The sequence below is a fragment of the Pseudomonas sp. BE134 genome (assembly GCF_031456105.1).
Lineage (GTDB): Bacteria > Pseudomonadota > Gammaproteobacteria > Pseudomonadales > Pseudomonadaceae > Aquipseudomonas.
The window spans coordinates 157,732-172,381 of sequence record NZ_JAVDUA010000003.1; the positions used below are offsets into that span (position 1 = coordinate 157,732).

Sequence of the window (14,650 nt, forward strand, 5' to 3'; positions counted from 1 at the left end):
GTGGCAAAAAAAATGCCCAATTGGGGCTGTGTGATAACTGGCCCCAAAAACACCGCAAAACCAATGTGGGAGCGGGCTTGCTCGCGAATGCGGTGTGTCTGGCACCGTTGATGTCGACTGACTTACCGCATTCGCGGGCAATCCCGCTCCCACAGGGTTTCGGTGGTGTTTGACGGGGCGGGTTACACCAGAATCGAAGTCCCGGTCATTTCCGCCGGTTGTTCCAGGCCCATCAACATCAGCATGGTTGGTGCCACATCCGCCAGCACGCCGCCTTCACGGACCTTGAGGTCACGTTTGCCGACATAGATGAACGGTACTGGCTCGGTCGTGTGAGCGGTATGCGCCTGGCCGGTGGTTTCATCGGACATTTGCTCGACGTTGCCGTGGTCGGCCGTGATCAGCGCTTCGCCGCCGACTTTTTCCAGGGCTTCGACGATGCGGCCGACACACTGGTCCAGGCATTCAACGGCTTTCACCGCCGCTTCGAACACGCCGCTGTGGCCGACCATGTCACCGTTGGCGTAGTTGACCACGATCACGTCGTAGCGCTGGTTATCGATGGCGTCGACGATGCGGTCGGTGACTTCCGGTGCGCTCATTTCCGGCTGCAAGTCATAGGTAGCGACTTTCGGCGACGGGATCAGGATGCGCTCTTCGCCCGGGAACGGTTCTTCACGACCGCCGGAGAAGAAGAAGGTCACGTGGGCATATTTCTCGGTTTCGGCGATGCGCAATTGCGTCTTGCCGTTTTTCGCCAGGTAATCGCCCAACACGTTTTCCAGGCTGCCGGCGGCGAACGCCGAAGGTGCGGGAATGCTGGCGGCGTATTGAGTCAGCATGACGAAACCGGCCAGCTTCGGCTGGCGAGCGCGTTCAAACTCATTGAAACCGTCTTCGACGAACACGCGAGTCAGTTCGCGGGCGCGGTCGGCGCGGAAGTTCATGAACACCACGGCGTCGCCGTCTTCGACCTTGACCGGCTCGCCGATGGAGGTGGCTTTGACGAATTCATCGCTCTCGCCGCGTTCGTAAGCGGCTTGCAGACCTTCCTGGGCGGTGGCGGCATTGAATTCGCCTTGGCCATCGACAATCAGATTGTAGGCTTGGGACACGCGGTCCCAGCGGTTGTCGCGGTCCATGGCGAAGTAACGGCCGATGATGCTGGCGATACGACCTTTGCCCAGCGCCTGGAAGCTGGCGTCGAGCAATTCGATGGACGACTGTGCGCTTTTCGGTGGGGTGTCGCGGCCGTCGAGGAACGCGTGCAGGTAGATTTTCTCAGCGCCGCGTTTGAATGCAAGTTCAGCCATGGCGATCAGGTGGTCCTGATGGCTGTGAACGCCGCCATCGGACAGCAGGCCCATGAAATGCACGGCTTTGCCGGCTGCAACGGCTTTATCCACGGCGGCGCAGATGGTCGGGTTCTCGAAGAACTCGCCGTCGCGGATCGACTTGGTCACGCGGGTGAAGTCCTGATACACCACGCGACCGGCGCCGAGGTTCATGTGGCCGACTTCGGAGTTGCCCATCTGGCCATCGGGCAGGCCGACGTCCATGCCGCTGCCCGAGATCAGGCCGTTCGGCACGGTGGCCCACAGGCGGTCCAGCACGGGCTTCTTGGCCGCATAAATGGCGTTGGATTCAGGGCTTTCACTGTGACCGAAGCCATCGAGAATAATCAGGACCAAAGGTTTAGGCGTGGTAGTCATGGATTCCACTCGTGGCTGAGTTAAAAGAGGGCGATTAAAAAGGGAGTGGCAAGTTTAGGACGTGTTGACCCTCAATTGCGAGTCGCGTTTGCCCTGTGAGCGTGCCAGGCAAGGCGCGGGACGTGGGTAAGGGTTGTTTCCTTGCCGAGTCCCGCAACGCAGCATGGCGCGCTCACAGGGCAAACCCGGAGGGCCACGCCCCGTAAAGCGCAATCCGTCGTTATTCGTCGTTCATTTGAAACGCCAAACCTCACTCCTCATGCCTAGTCTTGCGATTTACGGGGCGCGGCGCGACTCGCAATTGAGGGTCAACACGTCCTACAGCTAAGTTCCGGCCACGTCACCGCCGGACGGGGTTTGGCCCACCATAGTGGCTGTGTATACTGGCCGACATTTTAACGCCCTGGAACCTCCTTCGATGGTTGCTCACCTGATTGAATTTGCCACTAACCACTACATTCTTGTCGGTATCTTCGTCGTACTGCTGGCGGCGCTGATTGCCTATCAAATGCAAGGCGGCGGCCGTAGCCTGAGTACCGGTGAACTGACCGGGCTGGTCAACAAGGACGCAGGCGTCGTGATCGACATTCGTTCGACCAAGGACTTCGCCGCCGGTCACATTGTTGGCGCGTTGAATATTCCTCACGACAAACTGACCGCTCGGGTCGGCGAACTGGAAAAGCACAAGGCCAAGACCATCATCCTGGTCGACGCCATGGGCCAGACCGCCGGTACGCATGCGCGCGAACTGATGAAATCCGGCTTCACCGCCGCCAAGCTCGCCGGTGGTATTTCCAGCTGGAAAGGCGACAACCTGCCGCTGGTGAAGTGATATGAGCAACGTCGTCGTCTATTCCAGCGATTACTGCCCTTACTGTTCGCGAGCCAAGTACTTGCTCGAAAACAAAGGCGTGGCCTTCGAAGAGATCAAGGTCGATGGCAAGCCGCAGGTGCGCGCCGCCATGGCTCAGAAAGCCGGACGTACGTCCGTGCCACAGATCTGGATCGGCAGCACCCACGTGGGTGGTTGTGATGATTTGTTTGCCCTTGAGCGCGCCGGTAAGCTCGACGCGATGCTCAAGGCCTGAATACCTTCCCTATAAGACCCCAAGATCAGAAAGGATCTGAGATGACTGACCAACAGAACACTGCAGCTAGCGAAGAAGAAACCGCACCGCAATTCTCCTTGCAGCGCATCTACGTACGTGACTTGTCCTTCGAAGCCCCGAAAAGCCCGGCGATTTTCCGCCAGCAGTGGGAACCGAGCGTGGGCCTGGATCTGAACACCCGTCAAAAGGCCCTGGAAGGCGACTTCCATGAAGTCGTGCTGACCTTGTCCGTGACCGTGAAAAACGGTGACGAAGTGGCATTCATCGCTGAAGTGCAACAGGCCGGGATCTTCCTGATCAAGAATCTGGACGATGCCTCGATGAGCCACACCCTCGGTGCGTTCTGCCCGAACATCCTGTTCCCGTACGCTCGCGAAACCCTGGACAGCCTGGTCACCCGCGGCTCGTTCCCGGCCCTGATGCTGGCCCCGGTGAACTTCGACGCGCTGTACGCACAAGAACTGCAACGCATGCAGGCGGCTGGCGAGACTCCGACCGTTCAGTAAGCGTTAGAAGCACCAAAGCAATTTCAATGTGGGAGCGAGCCTGCTCGCGATTGGGAGTGTCAGATGACATCAATGTCGTCTGACACACCGCTTTCGCGAGCAGGCTCGCTCCCACATTTGTTATGCGGTGTTATTTAAAACCGAGCTGGCGCCAGCCTTCGTACACGGCAACTGCGACGGTGTTCGACAGGTTCAGGCTGCGGCAGCCTTCACGCATCGGCAAGCGCAGGCGTTGTTCGCCGGGCAGGGCGTCGAGCACTTCTGCCGGCAGGCCTCGGCTTTCCGGGCCGAACAGGAAGGCGTCACCCTCGGCGAAACTGGCATCGTGGAACGGTCGCGAGCCCTTGGTGGTGAAGGCGAACAAGCGAGGATGGCCAAGGCTCTCCAGGCAACTGGCGAGATCGGCGTGGCGTTGCAGGGTGGCATACTCGTGGTAGTCGAGGCCGGCCCGGCGCAGGCGCTTGTCGTCCATCTCGAAGCCCAGCGGCTCGATCAAATGCAGGTGGCAGCCACTGTTGGCGCACAGCCTGATAACGTTGCCGGTATTCGGCGGAATTTCTGGTTGAAAAAGGATGACGTGAAACATGCACGGCTCCGAAGGTAAAGATGACGGGCATTCTACGCCGCCAAAGGACCCGCGTTCGAAACTATTCCCGCGCGTGCTCGGTTCATTGGCAATTGTCGGGATGATGGTGGGGCTGATGATCGGTCGCCTGACCGCGCCCGACCCGACTGTCTTGCAGCAGGTCGACGTCACCAGCGACGGGCTGGTGGTGTGGTTCAACAATGAACCCAAGAACCATGGCGAGTTCGTGGACGGTAGCCTCGCGTTGCTGTTCGAGGCCGAAGGCAAGGCGCAGAACGGCCAGCTCAAGCTCAGCGACAAAACAGTCAACTGGCGGGTGCGTTTGAGTGATGGGGGGTTGTTGCTGTCGGTGGTAGCGGCCCGGCCGCTGCAGGGCGAATGGGCCGGTAGTGAGGTCGATGACCGCTGGCGGCTGGAGATCCATCTCCGAGAGCAATAAAAGAGGGAATCCCCGGCCTGCCTGTACCAAGGCTCCCAAAACGGCGGGGCTCACGCATTGCGTCGTGAGCCCGGTGTAAAGAAGGAACCCCTGACCTGCCTGTATCAAGGGCCCCAAAACAGGGTGGGCTCGTCGCGTCAGCGGTGTGAGCCCGATGTAAAGAGGGGAATCCCCGGCCTGCCTGTACCAAGGTCCCCGAAACCGGGTAGTGAACTGAATCACTGAATGGACTATTGCAGGGGGCGTGCCAGGTTTTAACAAATTGGTACAGAAAGTTGCTTTCAAACGCCAGAAGCCCCGTATTTCGGGGCTTTCGTGTTTTTTCATTAGGGTTTCGATTGCGAATACAGGCGGGGTTTTGAATGTGCTTTTGTGCGCGATTGCGGTTCACGGTGCATTGCTGCGGTGCACAGAGCTCGAAATGTAGGAGCGAGCCTGCTCGCGAAAGCGGTGGTTCAGTTTGATCGTTCCCACGCTCTGCGTGGGAACGCAGCCCGGGACGCTCCGCGTCCCCAGTTGAAGCGGACGCAGAGCGTCCATTGAGGCATTCCCACGCGGGAGCGTGGGAACGATCAAGTCTGCTTAGCTCTCATCCCCCTCCTCATCATCCCCGCCATCCACCTTCATCCCCAATTCCTTGATCTTGCGCGTCAAGGTATTACGCCCCCAACCCAGCAAGACCGCAGCATCGCGGCGGCGGCCGGCGGTGTGTTTGAGCGCAGTCTCGATCATGATCCGCTCAAAAGCCGGCACCGCGCTGTCCAGCAGGCTCGACTGGCCACGTGCCAATGCTTGATCGGCCCACTGGCGCAGCGCTTGCTCCCAGTTGGTTACCGGGGCCGAATCCTGCGGCAGGCTCAGCAGCTCTGGCGGCAGGTCGCTGATGTGCACTTCGCGACCCGAAGCCATCACCGTGATCCAGCGGCACGTGTTCTCCAGCTGGCGCACGTTGCCGCCCCACGGCAGGTTCTTCAGGTATTCCTCGGTTTCGCTTTTCAGCAACTTCGGCTCGACCGCCAGTTCCTGCGCGGCACGGGCAAGGAAGTGCTTGGCCAGGGTCGGAATGTCTTCGCGACGGTCCGACAGCCGTGGGATGTGGATGCGGATCACGTTGAGGCGGTGGAACAAGTCTTCGCGGAATTTTCCGGCGTGTACCAGGGTTTCCAGGTTCTGGTGCGTTGCAGCGATGATTCGCACATCGACCTTCACCGGCACATGACCGCCAACGCGATAGAACTCGCCGTCAGCCAATACCCGCAGCAAGCGGGTTTGTGTATCGGCCGGCATGTCGCCGATTTCGTCGAGGAACAGCGTGCCGCCGTCAGCCTGTTCGAAACGCCCGCGACGCAGGTTGGCCGCGCCGGTGAACGCGCCTTTCTCATGGCCGAACAGTTCGGACTCCATTAGATCTTTTGGAATCGCCGCCATATTCAGTGCGATGAACGGCGAGGCTGCTCGTGGGCTGTGACGGTGCAGGGCGTGGGCCACCAGCTCTTTGCCGGTCCCGGATTCGCCATTGATCAGCACGGTAATGTTGGAGTGGCTCAAGCGCCCGATGGCGCGAAACACTTCCTGCATCGCCGGTGCTTCACCGATGATTTCCGGGGTGCGGGTCAGGGCGACCGGGACTTCCAGGCCCTGCTGTTCCTGGGCGTGCTGGTTGGCGCGTTTGACCAGGGAGACCGCTTCATCGACATCGAATGGCTTGGGCAGGTATTCAAACGCGCCACCCTGATAGGACGCGACAGCGCTGTCCAGGTCGGAGTGAGCCGTCATGATGATGACCGGCAGCCTCGGGTGCTGTTCGCGAATCCGTGCCAGAAGCTCCAGGCCGCTGGCGCCCGGCATGCGGATGTCAGAGATGATCACGTCTGGTTGCTGGCGCGCCAGGCGGCTCATCACGCCATCGGCGCTGTCGAAGCTTTGCGTGGTCATGCCTTCCTGTTGCAAGGCTTTTTCCAGGACCCAACGGATAGAACGGTCGTCATCGACGATCCACACGGTTTCACTACGGCTCATGTCGATGTGGCTCCTTGTTCCAGGGGCAGAAAGATCGAGAAAGTGGTGTGGCCTGGGTGGCTGTCACATTCGATCAAGCCCTGGTGCTGGCTGATGATGTTCTGGGTAATGGCCAGGCCCAGCCCGGTACCGTCCGGACGACCGCTGACCATTGGAAAGAAAATGGTTTCCTGGAGTTCTGCAGGAATGCCCGGACCGTTGTCGATGATTTCGATCTTGGTCACCAGGCGATGGCGCACGTGGCCGATGGTGAATTGGCGCATGGCGCGGGTACGCAGGCTGATGCGACCCAGGCGCAGTTCGTTTTGGCTGCTGATGGCCTGCATCGCGTTGCGCACGATGTTGAGCACCGCCTGAATCATTTGTTCGCGGTCGATCAACACGTCAGGAATGCTGGGGTCGTAGTCGCGCACCAAGGTGATGCAGCCCTGGCTTTCCGCTGACACCAGTTGGCAGACACGCTCCAGTACCTCGTGGATGTTACACATGGCCAGCGACGGCAACTTGTTCGAGCCGAGCATGCGGTCGACGAGGTTTCGCAAGCGATCGGCTTCTTCAATGATCACGTTGGTGTAATCGCGCAGGCTTTCTTCCGGCAGTTCGCGGGCGAGCAATTGTGCGGCGCCGCGAATCCCGCCCAGCGGATTCTTGATTTCGTGGGCGAGACCGCGCACCAGCATCTTGCTGGTCTCCTGCTTCGACAATTGTGCCTCTTCCTTGGTGATCCGCAGCAAGCGGTCACGGGGGTGGACTTCCAGCAACAGCATCGTGCCGCCGTTGACCAGGATCGGCGTTACCGCGTAGTCGACGGTCAGGGTCTGGCCGGTGAGGGCGGTGAGCATCGCTTCGCGCTTGGTGAACGGATGTGCCTGCTCGACCGCCTGACGCAGGGAATTCAATGCTTCGGTGGACTCGGTGAACAGCTCGCTGATGAACTGCCCATGGCTGCGCTGTCCGCTGATGGCCAGCAACATCTCTGCCGCCGGGTTCATGTACTCAAGGCGCAGTTCGGCATCGAGCAGGATGGTGGCAGTGGTCAGGTTGTCCAGTAGTAGTCGATGCAGTGCGTCATTGATGGTCATCAGGACCTCTTTTGGAGCAGGGCGCGCGCAAGAACCAAGCGCTGATGCTGGGAAAATGCAAAAACCAAACCAAGGCTCCGAAAAGAAGCGTTAAAGGCCTTAAACGGGCGTTTTACGCTCGTTTGCGTGACGTTCTGCCAGCTTTCGCGGGTACTTTCGAACCAAAATGGGTTGTGATATGGGTACGGTGCAACCTATCGCACCAATATAGGGCGCAAAGCTGAACGGCGTTAGAACAAACGCAAGAAAGGATTTTTTTCCTCTTCCGGCTTGTCGGTGAGCGGGCATCCCGGTCGTTGTCCGTAGTCGGCGAGGGCGCAGGGTTTGACCTGGCGCTTTTGCGCGAGGGATGTGCTCAACATGTGGAATGGCTGATTGGCCGTGCGTTCGACGGTGCGGTCCTGTTCGTCGAGGATTTCAACGGACTGGCTTATGCACCCTTTGTAAGGTGAACGTTACGCGCGGACTTTGCTGAAGAACGTTCTCGCCTTCGATCACCTGCACCGCCAGGCTGTGCTCGCCACGGTCGATGTTTACCAGTTGCAGGATGGGCACATTGCTCGACTGCCCGTACGGTTGGTCATCCAGCAGCAACCGCAAGAGGTGCGGCGCTTGTAAGCGAGGCTTGATCAGGACGCTGACGGTGAAGCTGCCGTTATTGGCGCGCAGGGCTTCCCCGGTGGGCAGGCCAGTCAGCTGCAGCAGCTCGTAGTCGCTGTGCGGCGGCTCATGACGGGGGCTTTCGAAGGAGGGGGCGGGAGTAGGCCGGGGTTGCACGCTATTCAGCGGCGGCAACTCAACCGGCTGTGCCGGCACACCATCGGGGGGTTGATTGCTGTAGGCGGTATTGCCATCGGCGTCAGTGTATTTATAGATCTGCGCTGCGGCGGGCAGGGCGATCAGCAACCACATCAAAAGAAAACCACGACCCATAACATCGACCGGAAACAAAAGCGTTGGGGTGCAGCATAGGTCAGGGGAGGTGATTGACCCAAGCCGTTAACATTTCGGCATGATTTACAAATTCCCCCAAACACCACAAAACCCCTGTGGGAGCGAGCCTGCTCGCGAAGGCGGTGTGTCAGTAACATTCATTTTGAATGAGAAACCGCTTTCGCGAGCAGGCTCGCTCCCACAGGGTTCTTCATTGGTCGTTAAATCGCGGGCACAAAAAAGGCCTTCCGAAGAAGGCCTCTTTTTTGTCACGCCGCGTGCCGCAGCGCTACCGGATCAGCAGCTGTAGTACAGCTCATATTCCAGTGGGTGTACGAAGGTACGAACCTTGATTTCTTCTTCGCTTTTCAGGGCGATGTAAGCGTCGATGAAGTCGTCGCTGAAAACGCCGCCTTTGGTCAGGAACGCACGACCTTTGTCCAGCTCTTCCAGGGCTTCTTTCAGGCTGCCGCAAACTTGTGGGATCTCTTTCGCCTCTTCAGGCGGCAGGTCGTACAGGTTTTTGTCAGCTGCGTCGCCAGGGTGGATCTTGTTCTGGATGCCGTCCAGGCCAGCCATCAACAGTGCAGCGAAGCCCAGGTACGGGTTAGCTGCTGGATCCGGGAAGCGAGCTTCGATACGGCGAGCGCGAGGGCTGGACACGTAAGGAATGCGGATCGAAGCGGAACGGTTGCGAGCCGAGTAGGCCAGCATTACTGGAGCTTCGAAACCTGGGACCAGACGCTTGTAGGAGTTGGTCGACGGGTTGGTGAAGCCGTTCAGTGCCTTACCGTGCTTGATGATGCCGCCGATGAAGTACAGAGCGGTGTCGGACAGGCCGGCATAGCCTTCGCCAGCGAAGGTGTTCTTGCCATCTTTGGCGATGGACAGGTGAACGTGCATACCCGAACCGTTGTCGCCATACAGAGGCTTAGGCATGAAAGTCGCGGTGCGGCCGTAAGCAACTGCAACGTTGTGTACGCAGTACTTCAGGGTCTGAACTTCGTCAGCCTTGGCAACCAGGGTGTTGAACTTCACACCGATTTCGTTCTGGCCGGCAGTCGCCACTTCGTGGTGGTGAACTTCGATGGTCAGGCCCATTTCTTCCATGGCGTTGCACATGGAGGTACGGATTTCGTGGTCGTGGTCGAACGGTGGAACCGGGAAGTAACCGCCTTTGATACCTGGACGGTGACCATGGTTGCCGCCTTCGATGTCCTGGTCGGACATCCACGAACCTTGTTCGGAGAAGATTTTGAACATCGAGCCAGAGATGTCGGACTTGAACTTCACTTGATCGAAGATGAAGAACTCAGGCTCCGGACCTACGAATACGGTGTCGCCGATACCGGTCGACTTCAGGTATTCCTCGGCGCGGTGGGCGATGGCGCGTGGGTCACGGTCATAGCCTTGCATGGTCGAAGGGTCGATCACGTTGCAGACCAGAATCAGCGTTGGGTCTTCGGTGAACGGGTCGAGGACGGCAGTGCTGTCGTCCGGCAGCAGGATCATGTCGGAGGCTTCGATGCCTTTCCAGCCGGCGATGGAGGAACCGTCGAACATTTTGCCTTCTTCGAAGAAAGCTTCATCCAGCGCGTCGCGAGCCGGCATGGTCACGTGGTGCTGAGTGCCTTTGGTGTCCGTGAAGCGCAGATCAATCCATTTGACGTCATGATCTTTGATGAGTTGAACCGACTTCGACATAGTGTCCTCCGGGTGGCTTCGGGCTTAGTAGTGGATGCCCTTGGAATGTGGGTGATGCCGGCGCGAATACTCTGCCAAGGCAACCTGCCTCACAAGGGAGCAAATTGCATGCCAGTGCCCCACCATGGGTTTTTTGCCCCATTTTCACGCTTATAAAGGTACAGACGGTCATTAGACGGAAAATCGCGCCCTACAATGTGGCGCAAAAATCTGCAAACGACCTGTTTTGGTGCGCGAAAAACCTTCTGCATATTAACTGGTTAAACCTTGAGCAATTTCCGCTATAATCCGCGCCCCCCTTTTTCGGCTGGCCCAGCGCGCGCTGTTTTCATGAAACTAATCGTAAAAGTCTTTCCCGAGATCACCATCAAGAGCCGCCCGGTACGGATGCGTTTCATCCGCCAATTGGCCAAAAACATCCGCACCGTGCTCCGCGATCTGGACCCGGCCGTGGTGGTGAACGGTGTGTGGGACAATCTCGAACTGGAAACCCGCGTCAGCGAGCCCAAAGCCCTGAAGGAGATGGGCGAGCGCCTGAGCTGCATGCCGGGCGTCGCGCACTTCCTGCAGATCGACGAATACCCGCTGGGTGATTTCGATGACATCGTTGAAAAGTGCAAGCAGCACTACGGTGATGCACTGGCCGGCAAGATTTTCTCGGTGCGGTGCAAACGCGCCGGCAAGCACCCATTTAGCTCGATAGATATTGAGAAATACGTCGGCAGCCAGTTGCGCCGTCAGTGCGGTGCCGCCGGGATTGACCTGAAAAAACCTGAAATCGAAGTCCGAATCGAAGTTCGCGACCAACGGTTGTTCGTGATCCATAGTCAGCACAACGGCATTGGCGGTTATCCGCTGGGTGCACTGGAACAGACGCTTGTACTGATGTCCGGCGGCTTCGATTCCACCGTGGCGGCGTACCAGATCATGCGCCGTGGCCTGATGAGCCATTTCTGCTTCTTCAATCTGGGCGGAAGGGCCCACGAACTGGGCGTCATGGAAGTCGCGCACTTCATCTGGAAGAAGTACGGAAGCTCTCAGCGCGTGTTATTTGTCAGTGTGCCGTTCGAGGAAGTTCTGGGAGAAATTCTCGGGAAAGTCGATAACAGTCATATGGGCGTAGTTTTGAAGCGTATGATGTTGCGCGCTGCTTCCCGTATTGCTGATCGGTTGCAAATCGAAGCGCTGGTCACCGGTGAAGCGATTTCCCAGGTGTCGAGCCAGACGTTGCCGAACCTGTCCGTGATCGACTGCGTGACCGACAAGCTGGTCTTGCGTCCGCTGATTGCCAGTCACAAGCAGGACATCATCGATCTGGCCAACGAAATCGGGACGGCCGACTTCGCCAAGCACATGCCGGAATACTGCGGGGTCATCTCGGTCAATCCGAAGACGGCTGCCAAGCGCCACCGGGTGGAGCACGAAGAGAAAGAATTCGACATGGCGGTCCTTGAGCGTGCGCTCGAGAACGCCAAACTGGTACCGATCGATCGCGTCATCGACGAATTGGGCCAGGACTTGCAGATTGAAGAAGTCAGCGAAGCGCTGGCGGGGCAAATCATCATCGACATCCGTCACCCGGATGCCGCTGAAGATGATCCGCTGGCCCTGGCTGGTATCGAGGTACAAGCGATGCCTTTCTATGCATTGAACGCTCGTTTCAAGGAACTGGACCCTACTCGCCAGTACCTGCTGTATTGCGACAAAGGCGTGATGAGTCGCCTGCATGCCCACCATTTGCTCAGTGAGGGGCATGCCAATGTGCGCGTTTATCGACCGAGCTAAGAGCCCGGGGCTGTATGCCTGTGGCCTGCGTCACCGGCCCCCCGACTCTGCCGTCAAGCTGTAACGGCAAGGCCTGACTCTACTGTAATCGCTGCCAAGACTTGTCAGCACACCGAATCCTCTGATCGAGATACACAAGTGATCGAAAATCTACGCAACATCGCCATCATTGCTCACGTTGACCATGGTAAAACCACCCTGGTAGACAAACTCTTGCGTCAATCCGGCACCCTGGAGCGCAACGAGCTCAACGACGAGCGCGTGATGGACTCCAACGACCAGGAGAAAGAGCGCGGTATTACCATTCTGGCGAAAAACACCGCCATCAACTGGAACGGCTACCACATCAACATCGTGGACACCCCGGGCCACGCCGACTTCGGCGGCGAAGTTGAACGCGTAATGTCGATGGTTGACTCCGTTCTGCTGCTGGTTGACGCTCAAGACGGCCCTATGCCGCAAACCCGTTTCGTGACCAAGAAGGCTTTCGAAGCCGGCCTGCGTCCAATCGTGGTCATCAACAAGGTTGACCGTCCAGGCGCGCGTCCGGACTGGGTTCTGGACCAGATCTTCGACCTGTTCGACAACCTCGGTGCTACCGAAGAACAGCTGGACTTCAAAGTCGTCTACGCCTCGGCCCTGAACGGTATTGCCGGTCTGGACCACACTGCCATGGCTGAAGACATGACCCCGCTGTACCAGTCGATCGTCGACGACGTACCTGCGCCGAAAGTCGACCGTGACGGTCCGTTCCAGATGCAAATCTCCGCTCTGGACTACAACAGCTTCCTGGGTGTTATCGGCGTTGGCCGTATCGCTCGTGGTCGCGTCAAGCCGAACACCCCGGTAGTAGCGATCGACGCCGACGGCAAGCGCCGTAACGGTCGTATCCTGAAGCTGATGGGTCACCACGGTCTGCACCGCATCGACGTTGAAGAAGCAGCGGCCGGCGACATCGTCTGCGTCAGCGGCTTCGACCAGCTGTTCATCTCTGACACTCTGTGCGACCCACTGAACGTCGAAGCGATGAAGCCGCTGACCGTTGACGAACCAACCGTTTCGATGACCTTCCAGGTTAACGACTCGCCGTTCTGCGGCCGTGAAGGCAAGTTCGTGACCAGCCGTAACATCAAGGAACGTCTGGACAAAGAGCTGCTGTACAACGTTGCTCTGCGCGTTGAAGAAGGCGACTCGGCTGACAAGTTCAAAGTCTCCGGCCGTGGTGAGCTGCACCTCTCGGTACTGATCGAAACCATGCGTCGCGAAGGCTTCGAAATGGGTGTTGGTCGTCCTGAAGTGATCATCCGTATGGTTGACGGCGTCAAGCACGAACCGTACGAAAACGTGACCATCGACCTGCCGGAAGAATCCCAGGGCGCGATCATGGAGCAAATGGGCCTGCGTAAAGGCGACCTGACCAACATGGTTCCGGATGGCAAGGGCCGTGTGCGCCTTGAGTACAACATCCCGGCTCGTGGCTTGATCGGTTTCCGTAACGAGTTCCTGACCCTGACCTCCGGTGGCGGCATCCTGACTTCGATCTTCGATCGTTACGACGTGATGAAGTCCGGCGACATGTCCGGCCGTCAGAACGGCGTGCTGGTATCGGTTGCTACCGGTAAGGCTCTGACTTACTCGCTGGAAACCCTGCAGGCGCGTGGCAAGCTGTTCGTAGAACACGGCCAGGACATCTACGAAGGTCAAATCGTTGGCTTGAACAGCCGCGACAACGACCTGGGTGTCAACCCGACTAAAGGCAAGAAGCTCGACAACATGCGTGCTTCGGGTAAAGACGAAACCATCGCACTGGTTCCGCCTGTCAAGTTCACTCTGGAGCAAGCTCTGGAGTTCGTACAGGAAGACGAACTGTGTGAAGTCACTCCTAAGTCCATCCGTCTTCGCAAGAAGATCCTGGGCGAAAGCGAGCGTACCCGCGCTGCGAAGAAGTCCGGTAACTAAGTCATTTAGTTAGCTGATAAAAAAACGCCCCCGACCGCAAGGTCGGGGGCGTTTTTGTTTGTCTGGCTGTAGCAACTCTTTCGCCTCTGTAGCAGCTGTCGAGCCCCAGCGAGGCTGCGTTCGACTGCGCAGCAGTCGTAAATTCTGTGAATGTAGTCCCCAGGAATCACCGTGGCGCATGGTTTAACGACTGCTTCGCAGCCGAACGCAGCCTCGCTGGGGCTCGACAGCTGCTACGGGGGATTGATGGGGGGTTAGAACTTCTCGAGCGGCCGGCGGCTGGCGCTGGTCTCACGCGCCACTTCCTTCGGCTTGTACGCGCAATACCCCGGCCGCGGTCCGATTTTCGGGTGGTTGCGGCAAGTGTCCGGGCGCTTTTCATAAATAGTGCACAGGCGGCTCTTACGATCCAGATAGAGGCAATCGTTGTTGCTCATGCGCTGGAGGGTGAAGATTTCGGTCTTCTGACTGTAACGCTCGACGATCCCTTCCTTCTGCAGGCGCTTGGCGATGTTCTTCGCCGGCTCGCCGCGCTCGAATTCGTCGACGATGCCGATACGGATCAGGTCCTTGATCTTGACCTCGACCGGCAGCGTGCAGCAGCTGGACACGCAGGAACCGCACATCGGCGCAGAGTACTTGGCCCAGGTATCGAGGCGATCGATCTCAGCGGCGGCGATCAGGTTGGGTTTCATCATCGGTTGTTACCAGCACGTGCATCAGGGCGCGCGATCATACCGGGACTGGTGGATTTTTGAACAACCTTTCGCCAGATTTTTTCTGTAGCACCTCAATAGCACCGTTAATCCGGCACGC

General features: G+C 58.4%; 13 protein-coding genes. 6 read left to right on the forward strand and 7 right to left on the reverse strand.

The window, feature by feature from the left end; translation table 11 throughout:
• Window positions 1-182: 182 nt before the first annotated feature.
• Window positions 183-1,712 carry a 2,3-bisphosphoglycerate-independent phosphoglycerate mutase gene (gene gpmI / locus J2Y56_RS04310; protein ID WP_310348828.1) on the reverse strand — a complete coding sequence of 510 codons (1,530 nt, stop codon included), beginning with the start codon at window positions 1,710-1,712 and terminating at the stop codon, window positions 183-185.
• 418 nt (window positions 1,713-2,130) lie between these two features.
• Here gpmI and J2Y56_RS04315 point away from each other — a divergent pair, with 418 nt between their 5' ends.
• Genes J2Y56_RS04315 through secB form a run of 3 tightly spaced genes read left to right on the forward strand, consistent with a single transcriptional unit; the run spans window position 2,131 to window position 3,327 of the window.
• Entirely contained in the window at window positions 2,131-2,544 is a 414-nt protein-coding gene (locus J2Y56_RS04315) for a rhodanese-like domain-containing protein (protein WP_007949029.1), read from the forward strand.
• Window position 2,545: 1 nt separating this feature from the next.
• On the forward strand, window positions 2,546-2,800 hold the full coding sequence (gene grxC / locus J2Y56_RS04320; protein WP_008149430.1) for a glutaredoxin 3: 255 nt from the start codon (window positions 2,546-2,548) through the stop codon (window positions 2,798-2,800).
• A gap of 41 nt (window positions 2,801-2,841) precedes the next feature.
• The gene (secB, locus tag J2Y56_RS04325; RefSeq protein ID WP_007949026.1) at window positions 2,842-3,327 is read left to right on the forward strand and encodes a protein-export chaperone SecB; all 486 of its coding nucleotides are present in this window, start codon (window positions 2,842-2,844) and stop codon (window positions 3,325-3,327) included.
• A 130-nt stretch (window positions 3,328-3,457) separates the two neighbouring features.
• On the opposite strand, the gene J2Y56_RS04330 is transcribed toward secB, so the two are convergent.
• A complete protein-coding gene (locus J2Y56_RS04330; protein ID WP_007949025.1) occupies window positions 3,458-3,913 on the reverse strand; it encodes a tRNA (cytidine(34)-2'-O)-methyltransferase in 456 nt (151 codons plus the stop codon).
• On the opposite strand from J2Y56_RS04330, the gene J2Y56_RS04335 reads away from it, so the two are divergent.
• Window positions 3,912-4,352, forward strand: a complete 441-nt coding sequence (locus tag J2Y56_RS04335) for a hypothetical protein (RefSeq protein WP_310348831.1) — start codon at window positions 3,912-3,914, stop codon at window positions 4,350-4,352. The genes J2Y56_RS04330 and J2Y56_RS04335 overlap by 2 nt on opposite strands.
• A gap of 582 nt (window positions 4,353-4,934) precedes the next feature.
• Here J2Y56_RS04335 and ntrC read toward each other — a convergent pair.
• The 4 genes from ntrC to glnA all read right to left on the reverse strand — a co-directional run bounded on the left by ntrC (window position 4,935) and on the right by glnA (window position 10,090).
• On the reverse strand, window positions 4,935-6,371 hold the full coding sequence (gene ntrC / locus J2Y56_RS04340; RefSeq protein ID WP_007949021.1) for a nitrogen regulation protein NR(I): 1,437 nt from the start codon (window positions 6,369-6,371) through the stop codon (window positions 4,935-4,937).
• A complete protein-coding gene (glnL, locus tag J2Y56_RS04345) occupies window positions 6,368-7,453 on the reverse strand; it encodes a nitrogen regulation protein NR(II) (RefSeq protein ID WP_007949019.1) in 1,086 nt (361 codons plus the stop codon). The genes ntrC and glnL overlap by 4 nt, the downstream gene beginning before the upstream one ends.
• 417 nt (window positions 7,454-7,870) lie before the next feature.
• The gene (locus J2Y56_RS04350) at window positions 7,871-8,386 is read right to left on the reverse strand and encodes a DUF4124 domain-containing protein (RefSeq protein ID WP_310348834.1); all 516 of its coding nucleotides are present in this window, start codon (window positions 8,384-8,386) and stop codon (window positions 7,871-7,873) included.
• Window positions 8,387-8,683: 297 nt separating this feature from the next.
• Window positions 8,684-10,090, reverse strand: coding sequence for a type I glutamate--ammonia ligase (glnA, locus tag J2Y56_RS04355; protein ID WP_007949016.1), 1,407 nt, complete (start codon window positions 10,088-10,090; stop codon window positions 8,684-8,686).
• Between the two features lie 330 nt (window positions 10,091-10,420).
• On the opposite strand from glnA, the gene thiI reads away from it, so the two are divergent.
• Both thiI and typA read left to right on the forward strand, forming a co-directional pair.
• Window positions 10,421-11,875 (forward strand): tRNA uracil 4-sulfurtransferase ThiI, encoded by a 1,455-nt coding sequence (gene thiI, locus J2Y56_RS04360; RefSeq protein ID WP_007949015.1) that lies wholly within the window; start codon window positions 10,421-10,423, stop codon window positions 11,873-11,875.
• Between the two features lie 138 nt (window positions 11,876-12,013).
• The gene (gene typA, locus J2Y56_RS04365) at window positions 12,014-13,834 is read left to right on the forward strand and encodes a translational GTPase TypA (protein WP_007949013.1); all 1,821 of its coding nucleotides are present in this window, start codon (window positions 12,014-12,016) and stop codon (window positions 13,832-13,834) included.
• Window positions 13,835-14,088: 254 nt separating this feature from the next.
• On the opposite strand, the gene J2Y56_RS04370 is transcribed toward typA, so the two are convergent.
• Window positions 14,089-14,529 (reverse strand): YkgJ family cysteine cluster protein, encoded by a 441-nt coding sequence (locus J2Y56_RS04370; RefSeq protein ID WP_085984721.1) that lies wholly within the window; start codon window positions 14,527-14,529, stop codon window positions 14,089-14,091.
• Window positions 14,530-14,650 lie beyond the last annotated feature (121 nt).